The organism is Kushneria aurantia DSM 21353 (assembly GCF_000382245.1).
Lineage (GTDB): Bacteria > Pseudomonadota > Gammaproteobacteria > Pseudomonadales > Halomonadaceae > Kushneria > Kushneria aurantia.
The window spans coordinates 11,986-26,165 of sequence record NZ_KB907887.1 but is presented as its reverse complement, the minus strand read 5'-3'; the positions used below and the strand labels follow the sequence as shown (position 1 = coordinate 26,165).

At 64.6% G+C, this 14,180-nt stretch carries 9 protein-coding genes; 7 read left to right on the top strand and 2 right to left on the bottom strand.

All coding sequences use genetic code 11. From position 1 onward, the window contains the following. The first annotated feature begins 83 nt into the window (after positions 1–83). On the top strand, positions 84–1,199 hold the full coding sequence (gene trmA / locus H146_RS0115045; protein WP_019952713.1) for a tRNA (uridine(54)-C5)-methyltransferase TrmA: 1,116 nt from the start codon (positions 84–86) through the stop codon (positions 1,197–1,199). A 128-nt stretch (positions 1,200–1,327) separates the two neighbouring features. Here trmA and H146_RS0115040 read toward each other — a convergent pair whose 3' ends face one another. Then, positions 1,328–2,254: a DMT family transporter gene (locus H146_RS0115040; protein WP_019952712.1), complete on the bottom strand. Its 927-nt coding sequence runs from the start codon at positions 2,252–2,254 to the stop codon at positions 1,328–1,330. A 102-nt stretch (positions 2,255–2,356) separates the two neighbouring features. On the opposite strand from H146_RS0115040, the gene H146_RS19540 reads away from it, so the two are divergent. From H146_RS19540 to H146_RS0115015, 5 genes are all read left to right on the top strand, one after another. Continuing rightward, complete coding sequence (locus tag H146_RS19540) at positions 2,357–3,268, top strand: LysR family transcriptional regulator (RefSeq protein WP_211213348.1); 912 nt, start codon at positions 2,357–2,359, stop codon at positions 3,266–3,268. Between the two features lie 219 nt (positions 3,269–3,487). After that, positions 3,488–8,335 carry an NAD-glutamate dehydrogenase gene (locus H146_RS0115030; RefSeq protein WP_019952710.1) on the top strand — a complete coding sequence of 1,616 codons (4,848 nt, stop codon included), beginning with the start codon at positions 3,488–3,490 and terminating at the stop codon, positions 8,333–8,335. 15 nt (positions 8,336–8,350) lie between these two features. Continuing rightward, positions 8,351–9,205, top strand: coding sequence for an MOSC domain-containing protein (locus tag H146_RS0115025; protein WP_019952709.1), 855 nt, complete (start codon positions 8,351–8,353; stop codon positions 9,203–9,205). A 69-nt stretch (positions 9,206–9,274) separates the two neighbouring features. After that, entirely contained in the window at positions 9,275–10,330 is a 1,056-nt protein-coding gene (locus tag H146_RS0115020) for a hypothetical protein (RefSeq protein WP_019952708.1), read from the top strand. An 81-nt stretch (positions 10,331–10,411) separates the two neighbouring features. Then, on the top strand, positions 10,412–11,422 hold the full coding sequence (locus H146_RS0115015) for a quinone-dependent dihydroorotate dehydrogenase (RefSeq protein WP_019952707.1): 1,011 nt from the start codon (positions 10,412–10,414) through the stop codon (positions 11,420–11,422). 109 nt (positions 11,423–11,531) lie between these two features. Here H146_RS0115015 and rmf read toward each other — a convergent pair whose 3' ends face one another. Continuing rightward, entirely contained in the window at positions 11,532–11,741 is a 210-nt protein-coding gene (rmf, locus tag H146_RS0115010) for a ribosome modulation factor (protein WP_019952706.1), read from the bottom strand. 209 nt (positions 11,742–11,950) lie between these two features. Between rmf and rlmKL the strand changes: the two genes are divergently transcribed. After that, positions 11,951–14,176, top strand: coding sequence for a bifunctional 23S rRNA (guanine(2069)-N(7))-methyltransferase RlmK/23S rRNA (guanine(2445)-N(2))-methyltransferase RlmL (rlmKL, locus tag H146_RS0115005; RefSeq protein ID WP_019952705.1), 2,226 nt, complete (start codon positions 11,951–11,953; stop codon positions 14,174–14,176). Positions 14,177–14,180: the final 4 nt, after the last annotated feature.

Below are 14,180 nucleotides of genomic sequence, written 5' to 3'. Positions count from 1 at the left end.
GCGGGCGGAGTGCCAACGGACTTGAGCTGAGCGGTGTAGCCGCTACACTGGCGGGCCGTTAATGCCGCAGTCAGGGCCCCCGTGTGAGCGTACCCGTCGTCGACCCTCCCCGTTATCATCAACAGCTGGCGGACAAGCGCCGGCGCCTCGAGGCGCAGTTTGACGATCTTTCGCCGCCGCCGCTCGAGGTGTTCGCCTCGCCGCCCGTCTACTATCGCATGCGCTGCGAATTTCGCCTGTGGCATGACGGCGACGATCTCTTCCACGCCATGTTCGAGCCCGACCCCGAGCGTCCCGACGGCAAACGGGTAGTGCGCATGGATCAGTATCCGGTCGCCTCGCGGCGCATCAACGCGCTGATGCCGCAGTTGATCGAGGCGCTGCGTGACAACCCCGATCTGCGCCACCGCCTTTTTCAGGTGGAGTACCTCACCACCCTCGACGGCCAGGCGTTGATCACCCTGATCTATCACCGCCGCCTCGACGATAACTGGGAGCGCGAGGCGCGTGCGCTGCAGACGCGGCTGGGCGTTGCCATTATTGGTCGCGCCCGCAAGCAGCGGTGGGTGCTGGCGCGCGACGACGTTATCGAGCGCCTCGAGGTGGCGGGGCGCACCTTCGCCTGGCAGCAGGTGGAGAACAGCTTTACCCAGCCCAATGCGGTGATTGCCGCGCAGATGCTCGAGTGGGCGCGTGAAGTGACCCGGCCGGTCGGCGGCGGACGGCACGAGACTGACCTGGTCGAGCTCTACTGCGGTAACGGCCACTTCACCATCGCGCTGGCAGACAACTTTCGCCGTGTGCTGGCTACCGAAATCTCGCGCACCTCGGTCGCCTCGGCGAAGTTCAACCTTGAGCTCAACGGCATCGACAACGTTCACGTCGCGCGCATGTCCAGCGAAGCGTTCGCTGCCGCGCTGGAGGGCAGCAATCGCGGCCAACGGGTGAGCGAGATGCGCCTTGATGAGCACGACTTCTCCACCGTGCTGGTCGACCCGCCGCGTGCCGGGCTGGATGACGCAAGCTGCGCGCAGATCGCCCGCTTCGAGCGCATTGTCTACATCTCCTGCAACCCGGATAGCCTGCACGCCAACCTTGCCATACTGGGCAAAACGCACCGTATCGTGCGCATGGCGCTGTTCGACCAGTTTCCCTGGACGCACCACTGCGAGTGCGGGGTGCTGCTGGCGCGGTGTTAGGGAACCGCTGCATAAATGCCTGCACGAGCGAATGACTACGTTGCGCGGTACTCGAAAACTCGCCTAACCACATGTTATGTCTCGCCTTCTGCGTTCCGTGCGCCTTGCCCTTCATCTCGTTCGGCGATTTATTCAGCGCCTCCCTGGAGGGCGTTTGTCCCCCATTTCCGCAGTCGCGCCAGCAGGGCTGGACCCAGCAGTACCAGCGCCACGCCGACAGTGACCAGCAGTGCCGCCACCGCTTCGCCAATACCGATCGGCTCAGCGAGGATCAATCTTCCGAGCACGAGGGTGGCCACCGGGATCAGGGCGGGGAGGGTGGCACCGGCAACCGGTCCCAGCAGTTCGAAAGAACGATTGAAGGCGTAGAGGGCGACGACGCTGACGGCAACGCCCTGAAAACCGATCTGCAGTGCAATATCCGTCCAGGGTGCGGCCGTGATCTGCTTTGGCAGCCAGAGCAGATAGAGCGGCGCATAGCACAGCGCTGAACCGATGGCGACGATCATCGCAGCGCCCAGCGCGGAAACGCCGCTGTGGCGAACGGTCAGCACATAGCCCGCCCACATGGCACCGGTCACCACCAGCAGGCCATGACCCGCAGTCACGCTCGTATTGCGCGTGCTGAAAAGAAACGCCAGCAGGCCGCTGATGGCCACTGCCATCCCCCACAGCCGTGCGCTGCCAATGCGGTCACCAAACCGCAGCCGCCCCATTACCACGGCCGTGATCGCCATTACTCCAGGATTGAGGATTCCCGCTGCCGAGGCCGGCGCGCTCTGCAGGGCATAGGCCATCAGCAGAATATAGGGGGCGCCGAACAGGGCGGCCATCAGGGCGATATCGGCCCAGCCCGGACGTCTGGCGGAGCTGCCACGGTGGCGCAGCGCGATCGGCGCCAGCACCAGTGCCGCCGTGGTGAAACGCAGCATCGCCAGGTCGTAGGCGTTCAGTGTGGTGGTGACCCCGAGCCGCAGCAGTACCAGCGAGCCCGACCAGATCAGAATGGCAATCAGTGCCCAACTGGCGCCGATGAGTCGCTCTGCTCGTATCATTTGTGCTGTCTCCTCTGCAATGAAGAGAAGAGTGGCGCTGGAACAGCGATCAGCAAAGCGATATGATCCAATCCAATCGTTTAGAAAAGCTCAATCATTGTCGTGTCACATCGCCCGCTTGCTGCCAGCAGAACGCTCGACCTGGAGGCACTGAGTTGCTTTGTCGCCATCTGTGAGACAGGCACCTTTCGGCTTGCCGCTGTGCGCGTGCACAAATCTCCCTCGGCAGTCAGCTTGCAGATCGGCAAGCTGGAACAGCGGCTGGGGGTGAGAATACTCGACCGCAATGCGCGTCGTGTCGTATTGACAGAGGCGGGCGAGCTACTGCTGGAGCAGGCGCGGCGTCTTTTGAACCTGAGCGAAGAGACCCTGGGTCTTTTTCATCAGGCGCCGCTGTCGGGTCGAATTTGCCTTGCCGCGCCTCATGATCTGGGTATCTCGCTGGTGCCGACGCTGCTGCGCAGGCTGGCCGACCGCTATCCTGACCTGTACGTCGATGTGCGGCTGATGGCCAGCGAGCGCATCCGGGAAAGCTTCACCGCTGGTGATGTCCAGTTGGCGCTGTTCAATGACGTGGGGCGCTCCACTCTGGCGTCCCGCGAGCTTTTTTCGGAACCACTGACGTGGTTGATGTGTCGGGAGGGGCGAGCGGTCGGGCAGAGTCCACTGCCACTGGCTGCCGCAGAAGTCGGCTGTGCATGGCGCGACGTCGCTCTCGATGCGCTGCAGAGAGCGCAAAGACGCTATCGCATCGCCTACTCGAGTGATACTTCGATGGGGCAGCTGGCCGCGCTGCGTGCCGATCTCGCCGTAGCGGCGCTACCGCTGTCACTGACCGGCCGGGCGCTGGTTGAAGTACCGGCTGCCTGTGGGCTGCCGCCCCTGCCCATGACGCATATCCGGCTGGCCGATGATGGCAGCGAACTGGCAAGGATCGTGCGCTCTTTCGTAATGTCGGATAGCACATGCTGCGAGCAGCAATACCGGCCTGATGTTGCATCCACCATGACATGAGTCCCGACATCTGCACCGCTGCGAGAGGCGCTCAGCTCTCGATGCCGCATACCATGAGCATAAGCGGAACTTCAGCGCCGCCACGACACCCGCTCTGCGTCACTGCCAATCTGTGTTAGCTTTTCCTTCATGGTATCCCGCCATTGGGCGGGAGCCGCTCTGTCCATTCGGGCAGCGGCGGTGTGTCATGACGACTTCCCGGTGAGGCGAGGAGAACCGATGCAGAGCACGGCGTTTGACAGCAAGGAAGCCTTTTTTACAGCGCTCGAGGAGCGCTTCAGGGAGCGGCTGTCGGCCGAACAGGCGGAGGCGGTCAGCGCCTTTGCCCGCCATTACTATGCTGCCACCAGCCATGAGGATCTACAGGAACGCCGCCTCGAGGACATCTACGGCTCCACGCTCTCCACCTGGTTTTTTCTGCAGCAGCGCGAGCACATCGACCGCCCCCGGGTGCGGGTTTTCAATCCCGATTACGAGGAGCACGGCTGGCAATCGACGCATACTATAGTCGAGGTGCTCAGCCGCGATATGTCATTTCTGGTCGACTCGGTACGCATCGAGCTCAACCATCAGGGCGTTACGGTACACGCCATCCACAACGCAGTGGTTGCCGTCGAGCGGGATGACGCCCACCGGCTGGTGCGTTTCACGCCGCTGCGCGCCGACAACGCCCCCGAGCGACGCGAGTCGATCATCTATATCGAGATCGACCGACACTCCGACCGCCGGATGCTGGAAACGCTGCGCGAGGGGCTCGAGGAAGTGCTCGGCGATGTGCGTGCCGCGGTAGGCGACTTCGACGACATGCGCAGCCGCGCCGAGAGCGCCATGGACGAAATGAGTGCGCTCTCCGGCCGGCTGCCTGAAGATGTCGAGGAGCGCGATGTTGGCGAGGCGCACGACTTTCTCGGCTGGCTGCTCGATGACCACTTCACCTTTCTCGGCTACGAGGAGTACGAATTCGATGGCGATCGTGCTCGTCCCGAACCGCGCCGTGTTGAAGGCAGCGAACTGGGCGTGCTGCGTCTCGACAAGCCGCGCTATCAGGAACAGCCGGCGCGTAACGAAGCCGACGACAGCGGCGAATACGTGCTGGTACCGGAGCTGATCTCCTTCGCCAAGAGCGCCTGGCCGTCGCGCATTCATCGTCCCGCCTACCCGGACTACATCATTGTCGAGCGCTATAACGAGCGCGGCGAGGTGATCGGCGAACGCCGTTTCCTCGGCCTTTACACCCTGTCGGTCTACAACGAGCGGCCGGTCAATATTCCGGTTCTGCGGCGCAAGATCGACGCTGTAGTCAATGCCTCCGGGGTCGATCCGGCAGGCCATAACGGCAAGCAGCTACAGCAGATTCTGGAGGTCTATCCGCGCGACGAACTGTTCCAGATGGGCACCGACGAGCTGTGCCGCACGGCGCTGGGCATCCTCTCCATTCGCGAGCGGCGGCGGGTCAGGCTGTTTATTCGCGAGGACCGTTCGGGGCGCTTCTACTCCTGCCTGGTCTATGTGCCCCGCGATGTTTTCTCCACCGACCTGCGCCTGCGCATTCAGAACATGCTGTGCGAGGAGCTTGACGCCACCTTCGGTGATTTCAACACCTATCTCTCCGAGTCGGTACTGGCGCGCATTCAACTGGTGCTGCGCTTCAACGGCGAGCGGCCTGCCGAGTGGGATGCCCGCCGCCTCGAGCAGAAGGTGGTGGATATTGCCCGCAGCTGGCGCGACGACCTGCACGCCGCGCTGGTCGAGGGCTACGGCGAGGAGCCCGCCAATCGCCTGATGGAGCGCTATCGTGACGCCTTCCCGGGAAGTTATTGCGATGACTTCTCGCCGCGCACCGCGATTCACGATATCGGTCACATGGAAGAGGTCGAGGCGAACGATGACATCGGCCTGAGTCTCTATCGTCAGGTGGAAAACACCGAGGATGTCAATCTCAAGCTGTTTCATCGCAGCCGCCCGGTGCCGCTCTCCGATGTGCTGCCGATGCTCGAACACATGGGGCTCAGAGTGATCAGCGAGCGGCCCTACGAGATCGAGCGCAGCGACGGCGAGATGTGGATTCACGACTTCAATCTCGAATCCGCCGGCCGTGATCGCGTCGATCTGCACGGCATGCGCGACACTTTCATCGACGCCTTTCGGCGCATCTGGGCCGGCTCGGCGGAAAGCGACAGCTTCAACCGTCTGATCATCGCCGCCGGCCTCGACTGGCGCGAGGTGGCGATGCTGCGCGCCTATGCCCACTACCTCAAGCAGGTGCGTTTCGGCCTGTCGCAGGACTATATCGCCACCGCCTTGACCCTCCACGCCGACATTACTCGTGAGCTGGTCGCGCTGTTCCGGGCGCGTTTCGATCCTGATGCCGAGCGTGACGAGGCGCATGCCGAGGAGATACGCGGCCGTATCGAGCACCATCTGGAGGAGGTCACCAGCCTCAACGACGACCAACTGGTACGCCGCTACATGGCGCTGATCGATGCCACCCTGCGCACCAATTACTTCCAGCCGGGGGCGGATGGCGGCCCCAAATCCTACATTGCCTTCAAGCTGGCGCCGCGCCGGGTGGCCGATATTCCCCGCCCACGCCCGCTGTATGAAATCTTCGTCTATTCGCCGCGCATGGAAGGGGTGCACCTGCGCACCAGCAATATCGCGCGTGGTGGCATGCGCTGGTCGGATCGCTTCGAGGATTTTCGCACCGAGATTCTGGGTCTGGTCAAGGCGCAGCAGGTCAAGAACTCGGTGATCGTACCCAGCGGTGCCAAGGGCGGCTTCATCTGCAGGCAGCTGCCCGAGGGTGGCGGTCGCGAGGCGATCCAGAAAGAGGGCATCGCCTGCTACCAGACGCTGATCCGCGGCATGCTGGATGTCACCGACAACCTGGTCGACAAGCAGGTAGTGGCGCCCGAGCGGGTGGTGCGCCATGACGGCGACGACACCTACCTGGTGGTCGCCGCCGACAAGGGCACCGCGACCTTCTCCGATATCGCCAACGCGCTGGCCCATGAGTATAACTTCTGGCTGGGTGACGCTTTCGCCTCGGGCGGCAAGCACGGCTACGACCACAAGGGCATGGCGATCACCGCGCGCGGTGCCTGGGAGGCGGTCAAGCGCCATTTCCGCGAGCTGGGCATCAATACCCAGTCCGACCCCTTTACGGTGATCGGCGTGGGCGACATGGCCGGTGACGTCTTCGGTAACGGCATGCTGTTGTCGGAAAAGATCCGCCTGGTGGCGGCCTTCAACCATCGCCACATCTTCATCGACCCCGAGCCGGACTGCGAGGCCTCTTTCAAGGAGCGCAAGCGCATGTTCGAGCTGGCTACCTCCAGCTGGGCGGATTACGACAAGTCGCTGATCAGCGAGGGCGGCGGGGTTTTCTCCCGCGAGGCCAAGTCGATCGAGATCAGCGATGCGATGCGTGAGCGCTTTGGCATCAGCGAGCAGCGCATGGCGCCCAACGATCTGATCCACGCGCTGCTCAGGGCACAGGTCGATCTGCTCTGGAATGGCGGTATTGGCACCTACGTCAAGTCGAGCGAGGAGAGCCATGCCGACGTCGGCGACAAGGCCAACGACAGCCTGCGGGTCGACGGCTGCGAGCTGGGCTGCCGGGTGATCGGCGAGGGCGGTAACCTCGGTGTTACCCAACTGGGGCGCCGCGAGGCGGCCGATCACGGCGTCAGGGTCAATACCGACTTCATCGACAACGCCGGCGGGGTCAACTGCTCCGACCACGAGGTCAACATCAAGATTCTGCTCGACGAGGTGGTCACCCGCGGTGACCTGACCGGCAAGCAGCGCAACGACCTGCTGTCGAGCATGACCGACGAAGTGGCCGATCTGGTGGTCGACGACAACTACCAGCAGACCCAGGCGCTGTCGCTGTCGCGGCTGCTGTCAAAAGAGAACCCTGGCCCTTATCGCCGCTTCATCAACGATCTGGAGGGCGCCGGCCTGCTGGATCGCGAGCTGGAGGCGCTGCCCGACGACGACAGCCTTGCCGAGCGCTCACGGCAGGGCGAGGGATTGACGCATCCGGAGCTGGCATCGCTGATCTCGCACGCCAAGATCGATCTCAAGGGCATGCTGGCCGAGGAGAGCGAGATTCTCGACGAGCCCTGGCTGGCCCGCCACGTCGAGCGCGCCTTCCCCGCGACCCTGATCGAGCGCTACCGCGATGAAGCGATGGCGCACCGTCTGCGTCAGCAGATTGTCGCCACCCAGGTCGCCGGTGATGTCATTAACCACATGGGCATCCCTTTCGTGCGCCGGCTGATGGACATTACCGGCAGCAGCGCCGCCCAGGTGGTGCGTGCCTATGTGATGGCGCGCGACAGCTTTGAACTGGAGGCGCTGTGGGCGCAGATCGAGTCACTCGATACGCAGGTCGACGCCGAACTGCAGTACGACATGATGCTGTCGCTGGTGCGTCTGCTGCGCCGCGCCACGCGCTTTTTTCTGCGCTACTACCCCAACGCCCTGGCCGGCGATATCATCGAGCAGTATCAGCCCGATCTGGCGCGCCTGCAGGAGAGCATCGGCGAGCGCCTGCGCGGCGAGGCGCATCGTCAATGGGCCGAGCAGCGCGACCGTTTCGTGGCGGCGGGAGTGCCACAGACGCTGGCCGATATCGTTGCCGCCACCGAGAGTCTCTACGCCGGTCTGGGCATCATCGAGACCGCGCGCATGACCGGGATTTCTCTGGAGCGGGTGGCCGACAGCTACTACCTGATCGGTGAGCGGTTGTCGCTGCCGTGGATGCTCGAGCAGGTCAACCGTCTGGAGGTGGCCGACAACTGGCAGGCGATCGCCCGCGAGTCGCTGCGCGACGACCTTGATCGCCAGCAGCTGGCGCTTACCGCCAGCGTGCTGCGCCGTGAGGAGAGCGAGTCGGTCGACGACAGTGTCGAACACTGGATGGCGGAGCATCGCAGTGCGGTGGATCGCTGGTGTGCGCTGCTCGACGAGGTGCATTCGAGTCAGGAGCTGGGCTATGCGCTTTTCACAGTGGCGGTACGCGCGCTGGGCGAGCTGGCCGATCGCCAGTCCGCCATCTGAGCCGGTTGTGTCGCCATGACTTCCTCGGCCTCCATCAGCGCGCTTTACATCTATCCGGTCAAGTCACTGGCCGGTATCGATATGCCCGCCGTGATGCTGACCGGTGAGGGGCTGGCCTTCGATCGCCGCTGGGTGATCACCGACGAGCGGGGCAACTTCGTCACCCAGCGTGACTGCCCCGCCATGGCGACCCTCGGCACCGCGATTGACAGTGAACATCTGATCATTACGGCGCCGAGCCGGCGCCATCTGTTCGTGCCGCTCGCTGAACCTGCCACCCCTGCCGATCGGGTACGTATCTTCAAAACCGAGTGTCAGGGGCAGGACGAGGGCGACGAGGCGGCCGCCTGGCTGAGCGCGGCGCTGGGTCGTAGCGTGCGTCTCAAGCGGGTGCCGCGCGATAACCGGCGTCGGGTCAGTCCCCAACGGCTTGGCGAGCTTGTCGCTCTCACCGGTTTTGCTGACGGCTATCCGCTGCTGGTTACCGCCAGCGCTTCGCTGGCGGCACTCAATGCGCGGCTGGCCGAGCGCGAGCTGCCGCCGGTGCCGATGAGCCGCTTTCGGCCCAATCTGGTGATCGACCACACCCCGGCCTTTGCCGAGCACGCGGCGACGCGGCTTGGCGGCGAGGGTTTTTCACTATGGTTGTGCAAGCCCTGTGAGCGCTGTCGGGTGGTCACCGTCGATCAGTGCAGCGGCGAGATCCTGCATCCGGGCGAGCCGCTGGGCACTCTGAGCCGCATGTCGCATGTCGAGCAAAAGGGCGCTTTCTTCGGCGAGAACGCCGTTGTACTGTCGGGCGAGGGGGTGACGCTTGCGCGCGCAATGCGCGTGGTGCTTTCCCCCGAGCACGAGGGCACCGCGCTCTGATATGCTGTGCGCGTTCTTCCCGGCCATAACCCTGCCGGTTGATCGTTTACCCCATCAGTGAGAGAGATCATGGCGATTGTCAAAAAAAGCGGTTTCTACCTCGCTCTCGGCCTTTGTGCCGGTCTCGGCGCGAATACTGCGCTGGCCGACAGCCCGGCGCTGCAGCGCACCGAACAGGCCGCCAGCCAGGTCGATCTCACCCGCTATATCAGCAACGATACCGACTCCATGAGTCGCTCGCTCTATCTCGGTCAGCGGCCGTTAAGCCACGAATTCGAGGTCGAAAGTGCCGGCGATTACGTCATCGAAGTACGGGCCCCGATGGGCCGCAGCGGCGCCTACGAGGTCAACGCCGTATTGCAAAATGCCGATGGCAAGGTACTGGCCCGTGCCAAGGGCGATGCGCGCAGCAACGGCGCCACGATTCGTCGCCAGCTCTCGCCCGGTCACTACGAGGTAGTGGTCACCGGCCAGAGCGAGGGGCCGGCGCGGGAGCGGGTCACGACGGTGACTGCCACGGTCCGCAATGCCGATGGCGAAAGCCGCACCGCAGGTCTTGCCGAGGCCAACCGGGTCACTCGGCTGGCGCCCGCCGGTAGTGTCGAGCGCCCCGCCCGGGTCGCCCCACAGGGCACCGTCGAGCAGGACGCGACGCTGGCGGGCACCGGCAGCGCGCAGCGTAGCGCCAGCCAGACCGCGGCCCCGGATGCCCCCGCGCCGCAGCCGGGCCCCTCCGGTCGGGCACTGGAAAACGCTGCGGCCTCCGGCGGCGCAGGTGCTGCGCCGACGCGGGACGAGGAGGTCGCGCCGGCTCGCGAGTTGATTCAGCAGAGCGTCTCCTTCCGCGCCGAGGGTGAGGTGCTGCGCTTTGAGGTGGTGACGCCCGGAGTGGTAACGGTGGAGAGCTTTACCACCGCTGACGCCGGCAGTTACAACCTTGCCGCCGAGGTGGTAGACGCCGAGGGTAACGTGGTGGGGCGCGATCGCACCCGTGGTTTCGTCGGTAAATTCGAGATCCGTGAGCGCCTGCAGCCCGGCATCTATACCGTGCGCGTCGAGGCCAGTTCCGGCGCCGATATTGCCGGGGATACCTGGACGCTGCGCGTCTCCCAGGACGGCGAATAACGCCTGTCATGCCGCGGCGGCCATGCCGCCGCCTGCCGAAACCACGCCTGCTGATTCATATACCCGACAAGACTCGCTGCCATGTACGCAACCGCCCGTGCCCTGCTTTTTCGCCTCGACCCCGAGCGCGCCCACGCCGTGGCGCTTGGCGGGCTGGATGCGGTCGGGCGGTTGGGATTGGCGCAGCGCCTTGCCGGTGCGCCGGTCAGCGACCCGGTGACGTTGATGGGGCTTGCGTTCGAAAATCGGGTTGGCCTGGCCGCCGGGCTGGACAAGAACGCCGAACATCTCGACGGTCTCGGTGCGCTGGGCTTCGGCTTCGTCGAAGTGGGTACGGTGACGCCCAGGGCGCAGTCCGGCAATCCGCGTCCGCGCCTTTTTCGCCTGCCCGAGCACGGTGCGCTGATCAATCGTATGGGGTTCAACAACCACGGCGTCGAGGCGCTTGTCGCCAACGTGGCGCGCAGCCGCTATGCCGGCGTGCTGGGCATCAATATCGGCAAGAACCTCACCACGCCGGTGGAGCGTGCGCTGGATGACTATCTGATCTGCCTGCGCGCGGTACATGCCAGTGCGCACTACATCACCGTCAATATCTCCTCGCCCAACACGCCCGGGCTGCGCAGCCTGCAGTTCGGTGAGCAGCTCAACGCCCTGCTGTCGGCGCTGCGCGAGGAGAGCCGCCGCCTTGACGGCGAGAAGGAGAAAGCGGTGCCGCTGGCGGTCAAGATCGCTCCCGACATGAGCGAGCCGGAGATCGATCTGATCGCCGACTGCCTGCGCGACTGCGCCATCGATGCGGTAATTGCCACCAATACCACCCTGTCCCGCGAGGCGGTGGCCGGTGCAGCGCACGCCGAGGAGAGCGGCGGGCTGTCGGGCCGGCCGCTGCGCGAGGCTTCGAACGGCGTGATCGCACGACTGCGCCAGCGGCTGCCGGAGATAGCGATTATCGGTGCGGGTGGCGTGGACAGCGGCGAGGCCGCGCTGGAGAAACGCCGTGCCGGTGCCGATCTGGTGCAGCTCTACAGCGGGTTGATCTATCGTGGGCCGGCCCTGACAGGGGAGTGCGCGCGGGCACTGGTGGAGTGATGCGCGGTCGTCAATAAATAAAGCCAGCAATACAGGCCGTATGGACCGGCAGGCGAGATTCGCCGGGCCCCTGACGGGACCCGGCGCTGTGAAGATAGTCTCGAGCCGATCAGCTCGCGGCCATGGGGTTCTTGTGCAGACCCGAAATCCCCGTCATGCCGGACCACTGATCCTCGCGACCCTCGCGCCAGCCACTCATCCAGAACTCACGCGCGTTGATATTACTGCCAGGGCATTCATCGCGGGATCTTCCGCTTACGCCTGCCTTGTAACCGCTTACATAGGCTTTCTGATAGGGATCACGTTTCTGTCGCTTCATGGCGAACCTCGCTTCACACTCTCATGTGTTGACCACCCTGATGACAATGAGCGCATTGATCGATGAGCTCGGGGTGGCGTGCAGGCTGACAGCTGTCGTGCGGTACTGCGTAGCTACGCTAATACCTTTACAGGAGTGGGCTGATGCTGTCGAAAATTGTTTTCAATTAAAAACTCATTTTTTTATACATTGCAGGAATATGACAGCCCATGAACGCACCGTCTGACAGCGCAGCTTGTGCATTTTTCCCCTTTCTGGCGACCTGTCCGCGCGGGCTGGAGGGCCTGCTGGCCGAGGAGCTGACCGCGCTGGGCGCCGAGGTGGCACGCGAGAGCGTTGCCAGCGTTCACGGCAGCGCCACCATGGCTACCCTCTACCGGCTCTGTCTTTGGTCGCGGCTGGCCAACCGTATCGTGCGGGTACTGGGCCGCTTCGACGAGATCGACAGTGCCAGGCAGCTGAGCGCCGCTGCAGCCACTGTCGGCTGGGAGGATGAGCTCGGCGAGGGCGCCACCATTCGGGTCGATTTTCACGGTCGCGGCGACGAGATTCGCCACACCCGCTTTGGCGCTCAGTGCGTCAAGGATGGCGTGGTGCAACGGCTCGGCGAGCAGGGCCGGGCACGGCCAACGGTCGACCCCGGAGATGCCGACCTGCGCCTTTACGCCCACCTGCATCGTGGTCGTCTGACGCTGGGCGTCGATCTATCCGGCGACAGTCTGCACCTGCGCGGCTACCGGCTGGAGGGGGCCAGCGCGCCACTCAAGGAGAATCTGGCGGCGGCGCTGCTGATACGTGCCGGCTGGCCGGAGCGCGCCGCTGGCGGTGAAAGCCTCTATGATCCGCTGTGCGGCTCGGGCACGCTGGTGATCGAGGCGGCGCTGATCGCCTGTGACATCGCCCCCAATCTATCGCGCCGGCGCTTTGGCTTTCACGCCTGGGCGCGACACGATGAGTCGCTGTGGCGCGATATTCACGGTGAGGCGGCGCATCGCGCCCGTGTGGGGCAGCGTGACTGCTCACTCACCCTGGTTGGCCGTGACCGTGACTCGCGCGCCATTGCCGCCGCCCGCGCCAACGCCGCCCGCGCCAACGCCGCCCGCGCCAACGCCGCCCGTTCGCCGGTCGAGGCGTTGGTGCGTTTCGAGCAGGGCGATGCTACGGCCGCGCCGCCTGTGGAGATGCCGCGCGGGCTGGTAATGACCAATCCGCCCTATGGGGAGCGGCTGGGTGAACTGCCGGCGCTGATCGCGCTCTACCAGGGGCTGGGAGCGACGCTGCGCGAGCATCTGGGTGGCTGGTCGCTGGCGCTGCTGACCGGTGATGCCAGGCTGGGTCACCGGCTGGGAATGCGTGCCCATCGCCACTACGCCTTCAAAAATGGCAGCCTCGACTGCCGCCTGCTGCTGATCGAGGTTCACCCTCGGAGCGCGCCGGCGTCGGACGGGCCGGCCGTTACCGCAGCCGCCACAGCGGCGGCCTCGCACTCCGAAGGCGCGCGCATGTTTGCCAATCGGCTGGCGAAGAACCGCAAGCGGTTGTCGAAGTGGCTGCGACGCAGCGGCGTGAGCTGCTACCGTCTCTACGATGCCGATATGCCGGAGTACGCGCTGGCCATCGATCTCTATGCTGACCGGGTGCAGGTGCAGGAGTATGCCGCGCCGGCGTCGATCGCCGCCGACCAGGCCGAGCGCCGGCTGATGGAGGCACTCGGTGTGCTGCCCGAGGTGCTGGGCGTTACCCCCGAGGCGATTTATCTCAAGCGCCGGCAGCGCCAGTCGGGCAGTGCCCAGTACGAGCGCCGCGACCGCACCGGCGAGCGCTTCGAGGTGCGCGAAGGCGACGCCCGATTGCTGGTCAATCTGCGCGACTATCTGGATACCGGACTCTTTCTCGATCACCGCCCGGTGCGGCGCTGGCTGGGCGAGCACGCGGGCGGCAAAAGCGTGCTCAACCTCTTCTGCTATACCGCCAGTGCCACCGTGCAGGCGGCGCTGGGCGGCGCGCGGGAGAGTCTGAGCCTCGACATGTCGAACACCTATCTGAAGTGGGCGGAGGACAACTTTCGCCTCAATCGTCTCGATCTGCGCCGCCACCGGCTGCTGCGCGAAGACTGCATGAAGTGGCTGGAGCAGGACGGGGCGCAGTTCGATCTGATTTTCCTCGATCCGCCGAGCTTCTCCAACTCGAAGAAGATGGACAGCGTGCTGGATGTGCAGCGCGACCACACGACCATGATCGAGGCGGCGATGAGACATCTGGCGCCGGGCGGCGAGCTTCTCTTTTCCAACAATCTGCGTCGTTTTCGTCTCGATGAGGCGCTGCGCGCGCGCTATGCTGTCACCGATCTGTCACGCAAAATGCTGGACCCGGATTTCGAGCGCCGCCCGGATATTCATCACGTCTTTCATATCGTGAGTCGCGAAGGCCAATAACACC